Source organism: Streptomyces sp. NPDC007991 (assembly GCF_042958445.1).
Lineage (GTDB): Bacteria > Actinomycetota > Actinomycetes > Streptomycetales > Streptomycetaceae > Streptomyces.
This window is the reverse complement of sequence record NZ_JBIBJD010000014.1, coordinates 105,916-124,527: the sequence shown is the minus strand read 5'-3', so window position 1 is coordinate 124,527 and position 18,612 is coordinate 105,916. Positions and strand designations below refer to the sequence as shown.

Genomic DNA, 18,612 nt, shown 5'->3' with positions numbered 1-18,612 from the left:
GACATTCACACCGTCGAGGCGGGGACGCGGGAGACGCCCGGGAGTGCTCGCCGCGGTGACCGCTGTGACGGCGACGCTCCTGACGGGCACCGGTGCCGCCACAACGGCGCAGGCGGCCACGGTGGACACGAACGCGAGAAACGTGCTGGAACAGGTGCACACCGCCGGGCGGGTCAAGGACGCCGGAAACACGGTGCAGTACAGCTGGCCCGGCGTGTACTTCGAGGGCCGCTTCCGCGGTACCGGCGTGGGCATCGTGCTGAGCGACTCGGCCGCCGATTACGACGTCCAGGTCGACGGGACCACCGTCGCCACACTGGTCACGCCCGGCAACACCACACACTGGATCAACGGGCTGCAGAACCAGGAGCACACCGTCCGGCTCGTCAAGCGCAACGACACCCCGGGCGACACCAGCACGTTCGGGGGCTTCAGGGCCGCGCCCGGCGGGGCCGTACTGAGCAGACCGGCGGCCCGCGACCGCCAGATCGAGTTCATCGGCGACTCCCTCACGGTGGGCTACGGCAACCTCTCGACGTCCCGCGACTGCACCTCGGACCAGGTCAAGCGCACCACCAACACCGACCTGAGCTACGGCGCCCTCACCGCCCGGCGGCTGAACGCCGACTACCAGATCAACGGCTATTCGGGCCTCGGCATGGTGCGCAACTACAACGGAGGCTCGCCGGACGTCACGTACCGGACCTTCTACGACCGTGCCCTGCTGAACGTGTCCGGCGACGTCTGGCAGAACCCGGGCACCTGGCGGCCCCAGCTCGTGGTGGTCAACCTCGGCACCAACGACTTCTCGACCCCCGTCAACCCCGGTGAGCCGTGGACGTCCGACAGCCTCGCGGCCGCCTACCGCGGCGCCTACGGCGACTTCCTCCAGAAGCTGCGGACGCGCTACGGGACCGGCACGACCATCGTGGCCGTCGGCACCGGCCAGTTCGCCGACCAGGTCCAGCAGGTGGTCACAGCGCGCAACGACGCCGGCGACGGCGGGGTCCGCTACTGGTCCCTGGACACCTCGGGCCTGGACTTCCTCGGCTGCCACTGGCACTACTCCGCCCATGACGACCGGGTCATCTCCGACCGGCTCACCACCTTCATCGCCGGACTGCCGATGAACTGGTGACGGCACCGGCCGCCCGGGACCACCACTGCCGGAGCGCCGTGGGGCAGAAGCCGACCTAGGCTGGAAGCTGCGGCTGGAAACCGGCCCTGACGGGCGAGGTGTCCGGACGGAGGCGAGGCGCGTGGACATGGCCGGCAGGCAGGATGCCAGCGCTGCCGCGCTCGTGGTGGGCCCGGACGGCGTGGTGAGCGGCTGGAGCGAGAGCGGGCGGCGGCTGCTGGGCTGGACGGCTCAGGACGCCGTCGGGCACCCCGTGACCGACCTGCTGGCCGCTCCCCCGCCACCCGGCTTCCCGGAGAGCTCCGACGGCAGCCCCGATCTTACGGCCCTCATCCCTCTGCGCCACCGGGACGGCTCCACCGTGGACGCTCTGGTGTCGACTCACCCGCTGTTCGGCGCCGACGGCCGGGCACTGGGCCATGCGGTGACTGTCCAGCGCTGGGATCGCCGCCCGGTGATCGCCGACCTGGCCTTCGAGCAGAGCCCCTTCGCTCTGGGCGCCTACGACCCTGAGCTGCGGTTTCTATGGATCAACGCCTCCTCGGGCCGGGTGATCGCGCACTCCGAGGAGCAAGTGCTCGGTAAGAAGTACCGCGAGGTGCTGCCCGAATTCGACCGCGGACTGTTCCCCGAAAGGGACGACAAGCCCTACACCGACCAGCTCGCCGAAGTGGCGAGGACGGGCAAGCCCGCACGTCTCATCACCGTCTTCCAACCGCTCGGCAGTAACTACGCCAACGCCTGGGCCACCAGCATCTGGCCCGTCCGGGATGCCGAGGGCAGGGTCCGCGCGGTCGCCAACTGGGGATTCGACATGAGCGCGGAGTACTGGGCCAGGCAGCGCCTGCTCATGCTCAACGAGGCCAGCCGCGGCATCGGCCGGACACTCGACGTGATCGGCACCGCCCAGGAACTGGCTCGGACCTCCGTGCCGGGATTCGTCGACTCCGTCACCGTGGATCTCTTCGACGAGGTGCTGCGGGGCGAGGAACCGCCCCGTTCCCCCGCCTCAGCCTCCGGCGGGGCCGTCGCGCTCAGCCGCGTCGCCCGGCACAACGCGACGTGTGACACCGACCGGGCTCCCGGGCCCCCCATGCCAGTCAGCCACGATCCCGATTCCGTCGCCGCCCGCTGCATGGCCACCGGCAGGTCCACGGTGCAGCTCGCCGCCGAACCGGGCGAGGGCGGCGAATGGGCCTTCGGGCCCGGCCTCGCCGCCGACCCGGCCCACTGGCCGCCGGGCAACCCGTTGATCGACGAGTCGATCACCGCGCAAGGGCTGACCGGCCGGATCACCGTGCCGCTGCGGGCCCGCGGCGCGCTGCTCGGCGTGGTCGCGTTCTCCCGCAGCGACCGGCCCGAGGCCTTCACCGCCGACGACCTGATCCTCGCCGAGGAGCTGACCGCCAAGGCGGCCGTCGCCATCGACAACGCCCGCCGGTACTCGCGCGAGCGCACGACCGCACTGACGCTGCAGCGCAGTCTGCTGCTGCAGCAGCTGCCCAGCCAGGAGGCGCTCAAGGTGGCATCCCGCTACCTGCCCGCCGGGACCGGCGCGGAAGTGGGCGGCGACTGGTTCGACGTCATTCCGCTCTCCGGCGCGCGGGTCGCCCTGGTCGTCGGCGATGTGGTCGGTCACGGCCTGCACGCCTCGGCCAGCATGGGGCGGCTGCGCACGGCGGTCCGCACGCTGGCCGACGTGGACCTGCCGCCGGACGAGCTGCTGACCCACCTGGACGACCTGGTCATCCACCTCGCCAGCGACCTCCAGCCCGCCGGCCGCTTCCAGCCGACCGGCGAGTTCGGGGCCACCTGCCTGTACACCGTCTACGACCCGGTCTCCCGGCGCTTCACGATGGCGAGCGCAGGTCATCCGCTGCCGCTGATCATCTCCCCGGACGGCACCAGGATCCCGGCGCCCGCGCAGCCGGGACCACCGCTCGGCATCGGCGGGCTGCCGTTCGAGGCCACGGAACTCGAACTGCCCGAGGACAGCCTGCTCGCCCTCTACTCGGACGGACTGGTGGAGAGCCGTGAGCGTGACGTCGACCAGGGGGCCGCCGAGCTGCTGCGGGTCCTGGACCACTCGGTCACCTCGCTGGAGGGCCTGTGCGACACGGTGCTGGACGCCCTGCTTCCCGAACGCCGCACCGACGACGCCGCCCTGCTGGTCGCTCGCACGCGCGCGCTGGATCCCCAGCACGTCGCCGACTGGGACGTCGTACCTGACCCCGCACAGGTGCCCCTCGCCAGGAAGTTCGCCCTGGAGCAGCTGGAGGCCTGGGGCATGGAGGAGGCGTCGTTCGTCACCGAACTGGTGGTCAGCGAACTGGTCACCAACGCCATCAGATACGGCGAGCCCCCGATCATGCTGCGACTGATTCGCGACTCCTCCCTGATCTGTGAGGTCTCCGACGCCAGCAACACCGCCCCGCACCTGCGCCGGGCACGCGCCTTCGACGAGGGCGGCCGGGGGCTGCTGCTCGTCGCCCAGCTCACCCAGGGGTGGGGCACCCGGCACACCACCGACGGCAAGACGATCTGGTGCGCGCAGTCCCTCGGCGAGCCCCAGCCGCTCTAGACATGGGATGTTAAACGAGGCGGCACCGGAGAGCCAGCGGTGGTGAACACCCCGCCCTTTCATGTGCGTTGGGACGAAACCGGGCAGAACCCGCCTCTGCGTCTCTCCTCCCCAGGTTCCCTGCATCCATGGGATGTCCAGACAGGGATAGTGCGTGATATCTGTACGAGTGCGCTCAAGGGGCCTGGCCAGGCTGAGCAATCACTCACAGAAGAGGAACCTTCATGAGAAAGCCTTGGCTTCTCCCCCTGGTCACGCTTGTCACCGCCGCGCTCGGGCTGACGGCGGCCGGTGCGGCCCCTGCCTCCGCCGCCTCGAACACGCCCTTGCGGGTCATGCCGTTGGGCGACTCGATCACGTGGGGCGTGGGAAGCAGTACGGGCAACGGCTACCGGGCTCCGCTGTGGAACCAGCTCGCGGCGGATGGCCATCCGCTGGACTTCGTCGGCACGGTGCGGAGCGGTTCGATGTCCGACCCCGACAACGAAGGCCACCCCGGATACAAGATCCACCAGATCGCGGCGCTGGCCGACGCCTCGCTGACGCGCTACCGGCCCAACGTCGTGACGCTGATGATCGGCACCAACGACCTCAACGAGAGCTACCAGGTCTCCACCGCCACCGCCCGGCTGAAGTCACTGGTCGGCCAGGTCACCGCCGCGGCCCCCGACGCCACCGTCCTCGTGGCCTCCCTGGTCGTGTCCACCAGCGGCTCGGAGGAGCAGTACCGGGCCGCGTACAACCAGGCGATCCCTCAGATCGTGAGGGACGCGCAGTCCGCGGGCAAGCATGTGGCGTTCGTGGACATGAGCGGTCTGACCACGGCCGATCTGGCCGACACCCTGCATCCCAACGACGCGGGGTACCAGAAGATGGCCGACGCCTTCCACCGCGGCGTCCGGGAGGCGGACGGCGCCGGGTGGCTGAGGAACCCCGCCCCAGCCCCCGCCCGCGTGTCCTCCGGCATCGCCGGCAAGTGCCTGGATGTCAACGGCGCGAGCACCGCCGACGGGGCCGCCGTCCAGATCTGGGGCTGCGGCAACTCCGCCAACCAACTCTGGTCCGCCTACACCGACGGCACCCTGCGCTCCATGGGCAAGTGCCTCGACGCCGCGGGCTGGGGCACCGCCAACGGCACGAAGGTGCAGACCTGGAGCTGCAACGGCGGCTCCAACCAGGTATGGCAGCCCTACAACGGCGGCTACCGCAACCCCGCCTCCGGCCGCTGCCTCGACGTCCCGGGCTCCTCCACGGCCGACGGCACGCAGCTCCAGCTGTGGGACTGCAACGGCGGCTCCAACCAGAAGTGGACCACTCTGGCCGCCGGATGACCCGCGCCCTCAGTACGAGGTGGGTGTCGAAGCGCTTCGACTAGGTCATTCATCCAGACAGACAGCAATAAACCCAGCAGTAGCTTGCGTGTAGCGGTCCAACCCCTTGTTCCACATGAAATTTGTCCGTTACCTTGCGCGTGGCAGTGAAGCGCTTCGACAGCCGCCGAAAGGGCCGACATGTCCAAGGAACAAGGGACCTTCCACTGGGGGCACGAGGCCCTTCACCTCGAGATCGCCCTCGATGACGACGGCAGCCCGAGCCTCACGCACCTCGGGCTGCCCGGCGAAGCGCGGAGAGTCCCGGGTGCGTCCCTGCCCCTGGTGGAGGTGACGGCCGCGGGCCACGGCCGTGGCTGGTCGGGCAGCCTCCTCGTGGGCACCGATCTCGGCCGGCGTCTGCGCCACCGGTCCCACCGCGCGACCCGCGACGGCGACTGGCACACGCTGACCGTCCAACTTCACGAGCCGGAAACCGGATTGGCCGCGGAGGTGACCTACCGGTCACCGGACGGCATCCCCGTGCTCCGCAGCGAGGTGACCCTGCGCAACGAAGGGCGGACCGCGCTGCACCTGGAGTCGGCCAGCTCGCTCGTGGTGGGCGGCCTCACCCCGCAGGACCCGGCGGCCATCGACGCCGCGAACCTGCTGTGGGCGGAGAACGACTGGCTCACCGAATGCCGCTGGCAGCGACAGCCGATGCGCCTGACCACACCGGTCCACAGCGGGCGCGTGAGCAACGCGCACGGCAAGGCCGGCTTCGCCCTCAACGGACAAGGCACCTGGTCCAGTTGCGGACACCTCCCCATGGGCGGCCTGACGGACCGCCGCACCGGCCGCACCTGGGTATGGCAGATCGAGCACAATGGCGGGGGCTGGCACTGGGAGTGCGGCGAGCGGGACAGGGCGGCCTACACGGCGCTGTTCGGACCCACCGACACCCACCACGGCTGGCGGCACTCCCTCGAACCCGGCGCCGTCTTCCGCACCGTGCCCGCCGCCCTGTCCTTCAGCGCCGACGGCGGTCCCGACGAGGCATTCGCCGCGCTGACCCGCTACCGCCGCGCCCAGCGCCGCCCGCACGCCGACCACCAGCGCCTGCCCGTCATCTTCAACGACTACATGAACTGCCTGATGGGCGACCCCACGACGGAGAAGCTGCTGCCGCACATCGACGCGGCGGCCGACGCGGGCGCCGAGTACTTCGTCATCGACGCCGGCTGGTACGACAACGACAACGGCGGCTGGTGGACCACCGTCGGCGCCTGGGAACCGGCCGCCTCACGATTCCCCGGGGAGAAGGGGATCCACGAGGTGCTGGACCGCATCCGGGAGCGCGGCATGGTTCCCGGCCTGTGGCTGGAGCCGGAGGTGATCGGCGTCCGCAGCCCCATGGCCACGTCCCTGCCCGACGAGGCGTTCTTCCGCCGCGACGGCGTCCGCGTCACGGAGACCGGCCGGCACCACCTGGACCTGCGCCACCCGGCCGCCCGTGCCCACCTGGACCAGGTCGTGGACCGCCTGGTCGGCGAGTGGGGCGTCGGCTACCTCAAGCTCGACCACAACATCGACCCCGGCTCGGGCACCAGCGCCCACCCCGGCGAGACCCCCGGCGCCGGTCTTCTCGGCCACAACCGGGCGCACCTCGACTGGCTCGACGGCATCCTGGACCGCTATCCGCACCTGGTGGTGGAGAACTGCTCCTCCGGCGGCATGCGCTGGGACCACGCCCTGCTGTCGCGGATGCAGCTGCAGTCCACCAGCGATCAGCAGAACCTCCACCTCTACGCGCCGATCGCGGCGTCCGCGCCCACTGCCGTCACCCCGGAGCAGGGCGCCGTCTGGGCCTACCCCCAGCCGGAGGACTCCCTCGACGAGGTGGCCTTCACCATGGCCAATGCGCTCCTCGGCCGGATCCATCTCTCCGGGCGGATTCCCGAACTCGCCCCGCAGGCCCGTGCCCTGGTCCACGAGGCGGTAGCGGCGTACAAGGCCATCCGCGCCGACCTGCCGCACGCCGTGCCGTGCTGGCCGCTGGGCCTTCCCACCTGGGACGACCCCTGGATCGCCCTGGCCCTGCGCACTCCCGCCACCACGTACCTCACCGCCTGGCGCCGCCCCGGCACCGACACCACGGCGCCGCTGCGCCTGCCCCACCTGCGGGACACCGCCGCCCGTGTCGACCTGCTCTATCCCTCGGTCAGCCGGGCCGTCTGCGCCTGGACGCCCGAGACGGCCGAGCTGAGTCTGACCCTGCCCGCCGCGCCGTCCGCCGTTCTGCTCCGCATCACGCCCACGGACGCCGGCGCTTCCTGAACCACCCATCCCGCATCACGAATCGACGAAGGGACCTCTCGGGTGCCCCCTCTGAGTCAGCCGGACGGACGCGTCGCCGACCCCGCGAACCCCGTGCTCCCCGGCTTCCACCCCGACCCCAGTGTCTGCCGCGTCGGCGACGACTACTACCTCGCCTGCTCCAGCTTCGAGTACTTCCCCGGGGTGCCCCTCTTCCACAGCCGTGACCTGGTGCACTGGACGCAGATCGGCAACGTCCTGGACCGGCCGGAGCAGCTGCCCCTGTCGGGCGCCTGGTCCTCCGGCGGGATCTACGCCCCCACCCTGCGCCACCACGACGGCCGTTTCTGGCTGATCGTCACCAACTGCGGCGAGGGCGGCGGCAATCTGATCGTCACGGCCACCGACCCCGCCGGACCCTGGTCGGACCCCATCCCGGCGCCGGGTGTCCCCGGCATCGATCCCGACCTGGTCTGGGACGAGGACGGCACCTGCTGGTGCACGGTCGCCGGGGTCTCGCAGGTCCGCCTCGACCCCTCCACCGGGCAGACGTACGGGACACCGCACAAGCTCTGGTCCGGCGGGCCCGGCGCCAAGGCCCCGGAGGCGCCGCACCTGTACCGGATCGGCGACTACTGGTACCTGCTCATCGCCGAGGGCGGCACCGAGCGCGGCCACGGCGTGTCGATCGCCCGCGGCCGTACCCCCCACGGCCCGTTCGAGCCGTGTCCGGCCAACCCGGTCCTCACCCATCGCGGCACCGACCACCCCGTCCAGAACACCGGGCACGCCGACCTGGTCCAAGGGCCCGACGGCTCCTGGTGGATGGTGCTGCTCGGCGTGCGGCCGGGCGGCGGCACCCCGGGCTGGCACGTGCTCGGCCGGGAGACGTTCCTGGCCCCCGTGACCTGGGTGGACGACTGGCCGGTCGTCGGCGAGGTCGCCCTGGACCTGCCCGAGCTCCCGTGGCCGCTCTCCCCCGGCCCGGTCCAGGAGCACCGGGACGACTTCGAGCTCGCCGAACTGCGGCCGTACTGGATCTCCGTGCGCGACCGGCCCGCCGAGCACTGCACCACCAAGGAGCGCCCCGGATGGCTGACGCTCCGCGCGCGGGGCGGCTCCCTGGACGAGCCCGACGTGGTGTTCACCGGCCGCCGCCAGCAGCACCTCTCCTGCCGGGCGCGCACCGTCGTCGACGCCGGGCAGGGACGGGGCGGGCTCGCCGTGCGGCTCGACGAGCGGCACCACTACGAGATCGAGGTGTCGGGCACACAGGTCCAGGTGATCGCGCGGGTCGGCTCGTTGCGCACGGTCGTGGCCGCGCAGTCCGTGCCCGCCGGGCCGGTGGTCCTCGCCGTCACGATCACGGACCCGCCGCCACCGCACGGCCCGTGCACGGGACCCGACATCGTCTCCCTCGGCGTCGAGCAGCCCGACGGCACGCTCACCGAACTCGCGGCCCTCGACGGCCGCTACCTGTCGACCGAGGTCGCCGGCGGCTTCACCGGCCGGGTCATCGGCATGTACGTCGCCGAAGGAACCGTCCACTTCGACTGGTTCGACTACGAGCCCCTCGACGGCTGAACCAGGTTCCCCTCCCCCTGCGCTCGACCGAAAGGCATGCCATATGAAGGGCATACGGCAACCCGCACACCGCCGCAGACGCGGCCCCGGCCGCCTGGCCGGTCTGCTGATGACGCTGCTCGTCATCCTGGGACTGTCCGGCAGCACCGCGCTCGCCGCGCCCGGCGGCACGGCCCGGCAAGCAGGCTCCACGGCCCGGGTTCCGGCCCGCGCCATGGACGCCGTCGCGGCGATGCAGCCCAGCTGGAACCTGGGCAACACCCTGGACGCGATGCCGGACGAGACGTCCTGGGGCAATCCCAAGGCCACCAGGGAGCTGTTCAAGACCATCCGGGCGGAGGGCTTCCGCAGCGTCCGCATCCCGGTGACCTGGAGCGCCCACCAGTCCGCCACCGCGCCCTACGCCGTCGAAGCCGCGTACATGAGCCGCGTCAAGCAGGTGGTCGACTGGGCGCAGGCCGAGAACCTCTACGTCGTGCTCAACGTCCACCACGACTCGTGGGACTGGATCTCGAAGATCCCCACCGACCACGACAACGTGCTCGCCCGGTACAACGCCCTGTGGACCCAGATCTCCGCCGCGTTCCGGGACGAGCCGCGCACCCTGCTCTTCGAGAGCGTCAACGAGCCGAGCTTCGACAACGCCACGGCCGCGCAGAAGACCCGGCTCATGAACGAGCTGAACACCTCGTTCCACACGATCGTCCGCGCTTCGGGCGGCGGGAACAAGGGCCGCCTGCTCGTCCTGACCACACAGGGCGGCACCCCGTCCCAGGTGCTCATGGACGACCTGTACACCACGATCAAGTCGCTGAACGACCGTCAGCTGGTCGCCACCGTGCACTACTACAGCTGGTACCCGTTCAGCGTGAACATCGCGGGCGGCACCCACTACGACCACGCCGCTCAGAGCGACCTCAACGACGCCTTCGCCCGCATGCGCGACACCTTCGTCGCCAGGGGCATCCCCGTCTACGTCGGTGAGCTGGGCCTGCTCGGCTACCCCGACCACAACCATCCTTCCCGCGTCGAGCGGGGCGAGGCGCTGAAGTACTACGAGCACGTCGGACACGCGACGCGCCTCGCCGGAGTCACCACCGCGCTGTGGGACCCCGGAACCTGGGCCTACCTGAACCGGGAGACCCTGAAGTGGTCGGACCCCGCTCTGATGGCCTGGATCAAGTCCAGCTGGACCACCCGTTCGGCAACGGCCTCCTTCGACAAGGTGTTCTTGGAGAAGAAGGAGCCGATCACCGCCAAGGGGGTCACCCTGAATCTGAACGGGACCAAGTTCCGGGGCCTGTGGCACGGCGAGACCAAGCTCGTCGAGGGACGGGACTACACCCTCTTCGACCAGACGCGGCTCATCCTCACGGCCGGCGCGCTGACCCGGCTGTCGGGCGACCGCGATTACGGGGTGAACGCCACGCTCCAGGCCCGGTTCTCCCGCGGGCTGCCCTGGCAGATCGAGGTGGTCACCTACGACGAGCCGGTGCTGTCCGACGCCACGGGCGACACCGACGCGCTGTCGATCCCCACGCAGTACAAGGGTGACGTGCTGGCGGCCATGGAGGCCAGGTACGGCGACGGCAGCTACGCCGGCCCGAAGGACTGGACCGCGTACCAGGAGTTCAACGCGACCTTCTCGCCGGACTACCGCAACGGCACGATCATCCTGAAGCCCGAGTTCCTGGACTCGCTGCGCGACGGTGAACTGGTGACGCTGACCTTCAACTTCTACAGCGGCAAGAAGGTCATGTATCACGTCAAGAAGTCCGGAGACTCGGTCACCGGCACGCACGTCCCGCCCATCTCCTGACCGACCCGCCCCTCGCCCTGGTTGCCACCTCCCCGGCAACCAGGGCATCGGCGTCTGTGTGCACCGGGGACCGAGACAGGGGATGGATGTGGCACCGCTACCGGTTTTTGGCATGGGCATGACACTATCTGGATTCGAAATTTCGCCCTGCTTTCGGATCGTCGACGCCACGGACGCTGGAGAGGAAGCAGGGACCGTCAACTTCTGCGAGCGTTCGGGATGTCCGTCGGCACCCTGATCACAGGCCCGGATCGGCGAAACATTTCGGCGATACGAACGAATCATGCGAGACGTATTGACGGGAGCTCTGAACCCCCTAGCATCCAGGATGCTCAGCAGTCGATTACCGTTCGCCACCCCGAACACCACCAGAGGGAGCGGCACATGGATATGTCATGCCCTCGTCAATACATGGATCGCCGTCAGGCACTGGCCGTCGGCACCGGCCTGGTCACCGGTGCCTTCCTGCCGTCGGCCGGAGCCCCCGGAACCGCCGCGGCCGCCGCGGCGTACACGAACCCGGTCATCTGGCAGGACTTCGCGGACATCGACGTCATCCGCGTCGGCGCCACCTACTACGCCTCCGCCTCGACGATGCACTACTCGCCGGGCGCGCCTCTCCTGCGTTCGTACGACCTGGTGAACTGGGAGATCGCCGGTCACTCGGTGCCCGTCCTCGACTTCGGCGCCAAGTACGACCTGAACGGCGCCCGTGGCTACGTCCGGGGCATCTGGGCGTCGTCGCTGGCTTACCGGCCGAGCAACAGGACCTTCTACTGGCTCGGCCAGATCGACTTCGCCAGGACGTACGTCTACACCGCCACCGACGTCGAGGGTCCGTGGAGCCGGCTCACGACGATCGGCACGCCCTACTACGACGCGGGACTGCTCGTCGACACCGACGACACCCTCTACGTGGCGTACGGGAACACCACCATCAACGTGGCCCAGCTCTCGCGCGACGGGCGCTCCCAGGTCCGCACACAGCAGGTGTTCAGCACACCGTCGAGTGTCGGCACTCTGGAGGGCTCCCGCTTCTACAAGATCAACGGGCAGTACTACATCTTCCTGACCCGCCCGGCCAACGGCCAGTACATCCTGAAGTCGTCGAGTGGCCCCTTCGGCCCGTACACGATGCGCCAGGTCCTGCTCGATCTGCGCGGGCCGATCCCCGGCGGTGGCGTCCCGCACCAGGGCGGGCTGGTCCAGACGCAGAGCGGCGCCTGGTACTACATGGCCTTCGTGGACGCCTACCCCGGCGGCCGGATGCCCGCCCTGGCACCGGTCACGTGGACTGCGGACGGCTGGCCCGTCGTGCAACTGGTGAACGGTGCCTGGGGCACGTCGTATCCCAGTCCGGCCGTGCCCGCTCCGCCCCGCCAGGTCACCCCCATGACCGGCGTGGACACCTTCGACGGCACGCGCCTCAAGCCGAGGTGGGAGTGGAACCACAACCCGGACAACACCAAGTGGTCCGTCGACAACGGACTGACGCTGCGGACCGCGACCGTCACCAACGACCTGTACTGGGCGCGCAACACGCTCACGCACCGCATCCAGGGTCCCACCTCCACCGCGACGGCCCTGCTCGACGTCTCGGCGATGCGTGACGGCGACCGGGCCGGACTCGCGCTGCTGCGTGACTCCTCCGCCTGGATCGGCGTCAAGCGCGACGGCGGCGCGACACGGTTGGTGATGGTCAACGGGCTGACCATGGACGGCAACTGGAACACCACCGGCACCGGCACCGAGGTCGCGAGCGCGCCCGTCTCCGGCGGCCGCGTCTGGCTGCGCGCGAGCGCGGACATCCGCCCCGGCGCCGCCCGCCCCGGCACCTTCTCCTACAGCACCGACGGCACCCGGTTCACCCGCCTCGGGCCCGCCTTCTCCCTGGGCAACGACTGGCGGTTCTTCATGGGCTACCGATTCGCCCTCTTCAACCACGCCACCCAGGCGCTCGGCGGGGCGGTCCGCGTCCTGCGGTTCGAGCTGTCGACGCCCTGATCCCATCCCACCGACCGCACCACCCAACACCCCCCACCACGAGGAGAAGCATGAACCCGCTGAAACGGCTCGGCCGGCGCCGAGCGTCGGTGTTATCCCTGCTGGCCCTGGGCGCCCTGGTGACGCCCGGTGCCGCGACCGCCGCACCCGACGCACCCGACGCCGCCCGGGCCTCCACGCTCGGGGCCCAAGCCGCCCAGTCCGGACGGTACTTCGGGACCGCGGTGGCCGCCGGAAGGCTCGGCGACGGCAGGTACACCGGCATCCTGGACCGCGAGTTCAACTCGGTCACGCCCGAGAACGAGATGAAGTGGGACGCGACCGAGCGCTCCCGCGGACAGTTCACCTTCGGCGCCGCCGACCAGATCGTGAACCGCGCGGCGGCCCACGGCCAGCGCATGCGCGGCCACACGCTGGTGTGGCACCAGCAACTGCCCGACTGGGTCAAGGGCATCAGGGACGCGAACACGCTGCGCGGCGTGATGAACAACCACATCACCACGGTGATGAACCACTACAAGGGCCGGATCCACTCCTGGGACGTGGTCAACGAGGCCTTCGCCGACGGAGGCAGCGGCCAGCTGCGCGGCTCGGTCTTCCGGGACGTCCTGGGCACCGGCTTCCTGGAGCAGGCCTTCCGCACCGCGCGGTCGGCCGACCCGGCTGCCAAGCTCTGCTACAACGACTACAGCATCGAGAACTGGAACGACGCCAAGACCCAGGGCGTCTACCGCATGGTCCGCGACTTCAAGGCGCGCGGCGTGCCCATCGACTGCGTCGGCCTCCAGTCCCACTTCGGCGCCGGTGGTCCCCCCGGCAGCTTCCAGACGACGCTGGCGAACTTCGCCGCGCTCGGCGTGGACGTGCAGATCACCGAGCTGGACATCGCGCAGGCGTCGCCGAACGCGTACGCGAACACGGTGCGGGCCTGCATGAACGTGCCGCGCTGCACCGGCATCACCGTCTGGGGCATCCGCGACAGCGACTCCTGGCGCAGCGGGGAGAACCCGTTGCTGTTCGACCGCAACGGCAACAAGAAACCGGCCTACCAGGCAACGCTCAACGCACTGGGCGGCTCGGCCGCGGCGCAGCGGGCTGACACCCGTTCGCCCCGGTCCGCCGCCGCACTGCCCTCCTCGTTCCGCTGGAACTCGAGCGGATCCCTGATCTCCCCCAAGCCGGACGCGACCCACAGGATCGCCGGGATCAAGGACCCGTCGGTGGTCTACCACAACGGCAAGTACCACGTGTTCGCGAGCACCGCGAGTTCCTCCGGGTACAACCTGGTGTACCTGAACTTCAGTGACTGGTCGCAGGCCGGGTCGGCCACCCACCACTACCTCGACCGCACTGCCATCGGCTCCGGGTACCGGGCCGCACCGCAGGTCTTCTACTACGCGCCGCAGAAGCTGTGGTACCTCGTCTACCAGACGGGCAACGCCTCGTACTCCACCAACCCCGACATCAGCAACCCCAACGGGTGGAGCGCACCGCGCAACTTCTACTCGTCGATGCCGGACATCATCCGGCAGAACATCGGCAACGGCTTCTGGGTCGACATGTGGGTGATCTGCGACAGCGCCAACTGCTACCTGTTCTCCTCCGACGACAACGGGCACCTGTACCGTTCCCAGACGACCGTCGGCCAGTTCCCGAACGGCTTCACCAACACCGTCATCGCGGCGCGGGACTCCAAGTACGCCATGTTCGAAGCGAGCAACGTCTACAGGGTGCAGGGCAGTAACCAGTACCTGCTCCTCGTCGAGGCCATCGCCTCGGACGGCCGGCGCTACTTCCGCTCCTGGACCTCGAACAGCCTCGCCGGCTCGTGGTCCCCGCTGGCGGCGTCCGAAGGCAACCCCTTCGCCAAGTCCAACAACGTGACGTTCCCCGCCGGTACCTGGACCCGGGACATCAGTCACGGCGAGATGATCCGCGCCGGCAACGACCAGACGCTCACGATCCCGGCTTGCAGGCTGCAGTACCTGTACCAGGGCAAGGATCCCAACGCCGGCGGTGACTACAACAATCTGCCGTGGCGGCTGGGCCTGCTCACCCAGACCAACTCCACCTGCTGACACCTCGACGGCCGTGGGCCCCGCCGTTCGTGCGGGGCCCATGCCGGTGGTGGAGCGCTCGCCTCGTGCCACTGGCGTCAGCCCTTGATGGCCCCCGTGAGCATGCCCTTCTTGAAGTGCCGCTGGACGAAGGGGGAGGCCACCGCGACGGGGATCAGGGCGAGGACCATGACGGCCATCTGCAGTCCCAGGGAGGAGAGTTGGCCGGTGCGGACCGCCTGCTGGAGGCCGGTCGGCGCCTCGGTGTTCTTCTGCACCAGTTGGATGAGCACGTTCTGCAGCGGCAGCATCTCCTGGTCGGAGAGGTAGATGGAGGCGTTGAACCAGGCACTCCAGTAACCGACCGCATAGAACAGGGAGATGACCGCGATCACCGCCCGCGACAGCGGCACGATGATGGTCAGCAGGATCCGCAGCTCGCCGGCCCCGTCGATGCGGGCGGACTCGGTGAGTTCGGGGGAGATCCCCATGAAGAAGGCGCGCAGGACGAGGACGTTGAAGACGCTGACCGCGCTCGGAAGGATCAGCGACAGATAGGTGTCGGTGAGGCCGAGCGCCTGCACCAGGAGATACGTCGGGATGAGGCCGGCCCCGAAGAACATGGTGGCCATGATGGTCATCAGGAAGTACCGGTGACCGAGGCTCCCCGGCCGGGACAGGCCGTAAGCGCCGAGGACCGAGACCGCCATGGAGAACAGGGTGCCGAAGAAGGTGACCCCGACCGAGACCATGATCGCCCGGCTGACCTGTCCGCCGCTCAGCAGTTCCGTGTAGTTGACGAAGGTGATGCCGCGGGGGATCACGACCAGGCCGCCGACCTGGTCGATCACCGACTTCGGGGAGAGGCTGGTGACGACCACGATCCACAGCGGACCCAGTACGCCGAGGCAGCACAGGAGCAGCAGGCCGCCCTTCGCGGTGAGTCCGGCCTTGCTGGGCGGCTCCTCCCACACCGGCCGGGGCGGCGCCTTGAGGCTGCGGATGAGCGTGGTGTTGAGACTCACTTCTTGTACACCCCCTGCTCGCCCAGCAGGTGCGCGAACTTGTTCGCGCCCAGGACGAGAGCGACGCCGATGACCCCCTTGACGAGGCCGACCGCAGCCGCGTAACTGAAGTCGCCGTTCTTGATTCCCATGTTCCATACGTAGGTATCGAGGACCTCGGCGGCTCCCGCGCCGACCGCGTCCCGCTGGAGCAGGTACTGCTCGAAGCCGACGCTCAATGCGTCGCCCACCCGCAGGACCAGCAGGAGCGCGATCACCGGGCGCAGTGCGGGCAGCGTCACGTGCCACATGCGCCGCCAGCGCCCGGCGCCGTCCATGGCGGCGGCCTCGTACAGATCCGTGCTGACGGCGGACAGCGCGGCGAGGAAGACGATGATCCCCCAGCCGGCGTCCTTCCACACGGCCTCCGCGGTGACCAGCCACTTGAACAGGTCCGCGTCGGTCATCAGGTCGAAGCCGCTCACGCCGTGGTTCTCCAGGGTCTGGGCGATGATGCCCGCGCCGCCGAAGATCTGCTGGAAGACGGTGATCACGAGGACCCAGGAGAAGAAGTGGGGCAGGTACATGATCGCCTGCGCCACGGCCCTCACCCGGGGCCGTATCACGCTGTTGATGAGCAGCGCGAGGGCGATGGGCACGGGGAAGAACAGCGCGAGCTGGATCACGAACAGCAGGAGGGTGTTCTGCGTGGCATCCCAGAACAGCGGGTCCTCGACCATCCGCACGACCTGGTCCAGGCCCACCCACGGGCTGTGGAAGATCGCAGTGATCCCGTTGCCCGCGATGTACGGGTCGTACTCCTGGAAGGCGATGACGTTGCCGAGCAGCGGGACGTAGTGGAAGACGAGGAGCAGCGCGATGAGGGGCAGCGTCATCAGGATGAGCGCGCGATCGCGGTGCCACCGGACCCGGAACGGGACCTTTCCGGCTTTGCCCGTCCCGCGCGGCACCCGCGCCTTGGCGGCGGCGACCGCGGCCGCCGGCTCCTCGACGGCCGCGGGGGGACGGGTCCCGTCCGGCCTGCTCCCGGTGGTCAGCGACATCAGTTGCCACTGCCGTTCTTGTCGATGAGCTCCTTGTACCAGTCGCGTAGCTTGTCACCGCCGGAGGACTTCCAGTTGGCGATGAAGGCCTGGACGTCGGACATCTTCTTGTTGCCGCGCACGTAGTCGATCTGCAGCTGCTCGAGCTGGCTGGAGAGGTTGGCGTAGCGGGCCGGCTCGATGATGGTCATGCCGTAGATGGAGGTCTTCTTCAAGAAGGCACCCATCCGCTGCTGCCACTCGACCTGCGCGCGGGCGACTTCGGGGAGGTCGGGGTGCGCGAGGTAGGGCGCCGGGGCCGCGAGCATCGCCCAGGCGTTGACCACCTCGCTGTTGCCCTGTTCGGTCTTGACCGGAGTGCCGTCCTTGACCGCGTAGTGGCTGCCCTCGACGCCGTAGTCGACGAGCATCCGCTCCTTGGTGCCGTAGGGCGCTGCAGCGAAGTTCGCGGCGGCCAGGGCGTTCTCGACCGTTTCCTTGGAGGCGCCCTTGCGGATCATCGACCAGATGTTGGCGGGCGCGGACGCGTACGTCGTCGGGTTGCCGCCGTCGGCACCGAAGAGATCCATGCCGTCGATCTGGAACTCCGGGTTGGCCCGGGCCTGTTCGGCGGCCTTGACGTACCAGAAGGACAGGTCGCCGGTGCAGACCAGGATCTGTCCGGCGGTGAACCGCTGGCCCACGTCGCCGGTGCGCGCCCTGTCGTCGGGGTGGACCACGCCGGCGTCGAACAGCTTGCGGACCCACGCCAGGGATTCGAGGTACTCGGGACGCTCGATGCTGTACCGCAGCTTGCCGTCGTCATCGATGTTCCAGTTGGGCGCGACGCCGAAGATGTTGCCCGCGATCCAGGAGATGTCACCGCAGGCGTACACCTTGGCCTTGGCGCTGGTCGCGTCCTTGGCCCAGCTGAGGAACTCGTCGGCCGACTTGGGTACGGAGTACCCCTTCTTCTCGAAGATGTCCTTGCGGTAGTAGGGGACGATGACGCTCGCGGGGGCGGTGGGCATCGGAATGCCGCGCAGCGCGCCGCCGAAGATGCCCATGCGCCAGGCGTCGGACGGTATCGCGGCCAGGTTCGGGTACTTCTTGACCTTGTCGCCCGCCAGGTAGGGGCCGAGGTCCATGCACTTCGCGGCGACCGCGCTCCCGATCTTGCTGTTGTTCAGTTCCCAGCTGGGCACGACCACCATGTCGGGCAGGGAGCTGGAGGCGAGGACGGCGCCGAGCTTGTCGCCGTACGTGTTGCCGTCCTGGTTCTGCCAGGTGACCTTGGTGCCCGCCGCCGCGTCGACCGCCCTGTAGTACGCGCACCCGGGCTTCGGCGGGCTCCCCCAGAACGGGGCCATGATCTTGAAGGGGGCGCCGGTGCCGAGCTTGTCCGGTACCGAGGTGGTGAGGGCCGCGAGATCGACCTTGCCGGTGTAGCCGTCCGCCGAACCGTTCTTCGACGGAAGGTCCGGCTTGGCGATCGTGCTGGCGACGTGTGTCGGGAGCAGCTTGTCGGCGGCCTTGCCCGCCGTGGCGCCCTCTCGCGAGCCGCTGTCCGAACCGCTGCAGGCGGTGAGCAGCGGCATTCCCCCGGCCACCGCTGCGGTGGCGACCGCCGTGGAGGCGAGGAAGCTTCTCCGGTTCGGTCCGGAGGAGGCGGCATTCGGCGTCATTGCGTCAACCCTTCGTGGCACACCGCTGGAACTGGCTGAGCTACATCGAACGTCCCATCACTGAGACGTCG

General features: G+C 69.5%; 11 protein-coding genes. 8 read left to right on the top strand and 3 right to left on the bottom strand.

The window, feature by feature from the left end:
- Nucleotides 1–55 precede the first annotated feature (55 nt).
- The 8 genes from ACFZDA_RS34595 (at nt 56) to ACFZDA_RS34560 (ending at nt 14,830) form a co-directional block, all read left to right on the top strand.
- Nucleotides 56–1,138: an SGNH/GDSL hydrolase family protein gene (locus ACFZDA_RS34595; protein ID WP_391089278.1), complete on the top strand. Its 1,083-nt coding sequence runs from the start codon at nt 56–58 to the stop codon at nt 1,136–1,138.
- 127 nt (nt 1,139–1,265) lie between these two features.
- Nucleotides 1,266–3,719 (top strand): SpoIIE family protein phosphatase, encoded by a 2,454-nt coding sequence (locus tag ACFZDA_RS34590; protein WP_391089276.1) that lies wholly within the window; start codon nt 1,266–1,268, stop codon nt 3,717–3,719.
- A 224-nt stretch (nt 3,720–3,943) separates the two neighbouring features.
- Nucleotides 3,944–5,050 (top strand): ricin-type beta-trefoil lectin domain protein, encoded by a 1,107-nt coding sequence (locus tag ACFZDA_RS34585; protein ID WP_391089274.1) that lies wholly within the window; start codon nt 3,944–3,946, stop codon nt 5,048–5,050.
- Between the two features lie 180 nt (nt 5,051–5,230).
- Complete coding sequence (locus tag ACFZDA_RS34580) at nt 5,231–7,366, top strand: alpha-galactosidase (RefSeq protein ID WP_391089272.1); 2,136 nt, start codon at nt 5,231–5,233, stop codon at nt 7,364–7,366.
- Nucleotides 7,367–7,408: 42 nt separating this feature from the next.
- On the top strand, nt 7,409–8,929 hold the full coding sequence (locus ACFZDA_RS34575; protein ID WP_391089270.1) for a family 43 glycosylhydrolase: 1,521 nt from the start codon (nt 7,409–7,411) through the stop codon (nt 8,927–8,929).
- A gap of 43 nt (nt 8,930–8,972) precedes the next feature.
- On the top strand, nt 8,973–10,748 hold the full coding sequence (locus tag ACFZDA_RS34570; protein ID WP_391089269.1) for a cellulase family glycosylhydrolase: 1,776 nt from the start codon (nt 8,973–8,975) through the stop codon (nt 10,746–10,748).
- Nucleotides 10,749–11,159: 411 nt separating this feature from the next.
- Nucleotides 11,160–12,752, top strand: coding sequence for a family 43 glycosylhydrolase (locus ACFZDA_RS34565; RefSeq protein ID WP_391089267.1), 1,593 nt, complete (start codon nt 11,160–11,162; stop codon nt 12,750–12,752).
- A 50-nt stretch (nt 12,753–12,802) separates the two neighbouring features.
- Nucleotides 12,803–14,830, top strand: coding sequence for a non-reducing end alpha-L-arabinofuranosidase family hydrolase (locus ACFZDA_RS34560; protein WP_391089265.1), 2,028 nt, complete (start codon nt 12,803–12,805; stop codon nt 14,828–14,830).
- A gap of 77 nt (nt 14,831–14,907) precedes the next feature.
- Here ACFZDA_RS34560 and ACFZDA_RS34555 read toward each other — a convergent pair whose 3' ends face one another.
- Genes ACFZDA_RS34555 through ACFZDA_RS34545 form a run of 3 tightly spaced genes read right to left on the bottom strand, consistent with a single transcriptional unit; the run spans nt 14,908 to nt 18,541 of the window.
- The gene (locus ACFZDA_RS34555; RefSeq protein ID WP_391089263.1) at nt 14,908–15,834 is read right to left on the bottom strand and encodes a carbohydrate ABC transporter permease; all 927 of its coding nucleotides are present in this window, start codon (nt 15,832–15,834) and stop codon (nt 14,908–14,910) included.
- Nucleotides 15,831–16,877, bottom strand: a complete 1,047-nt coding sequence (locus ACFZDA_RS34550) for an ABC transporter permease subunit (protein WP_391089261.1) — start codon at nt 16,875–16,877, stop codon at nt 15,831–15,833. The genes ACFZDA_RS34555 and ACFZDA_RS34550 overlap by 4 nt, the downstream gene beginning before the upstream one ends.
- On the bottom strand, nt 16,877–18,541 hold the full coding sequence (locus ACFZDA_RS34545; protein WP_391089260.1) for an extracellular solute-binding protein: 1,665 nt from the start codon (nt 18,539–18,541) through the stop codon (nt 16,877–16,879). The genes ACFZDA_RS34550 and ACFZDA_RS34545 overlap by 1 nt, the downstream gene beginning before the upstream one ends.
- Nucleotides 18,542–18,612 lie beyond the last annotated feature (71 nt).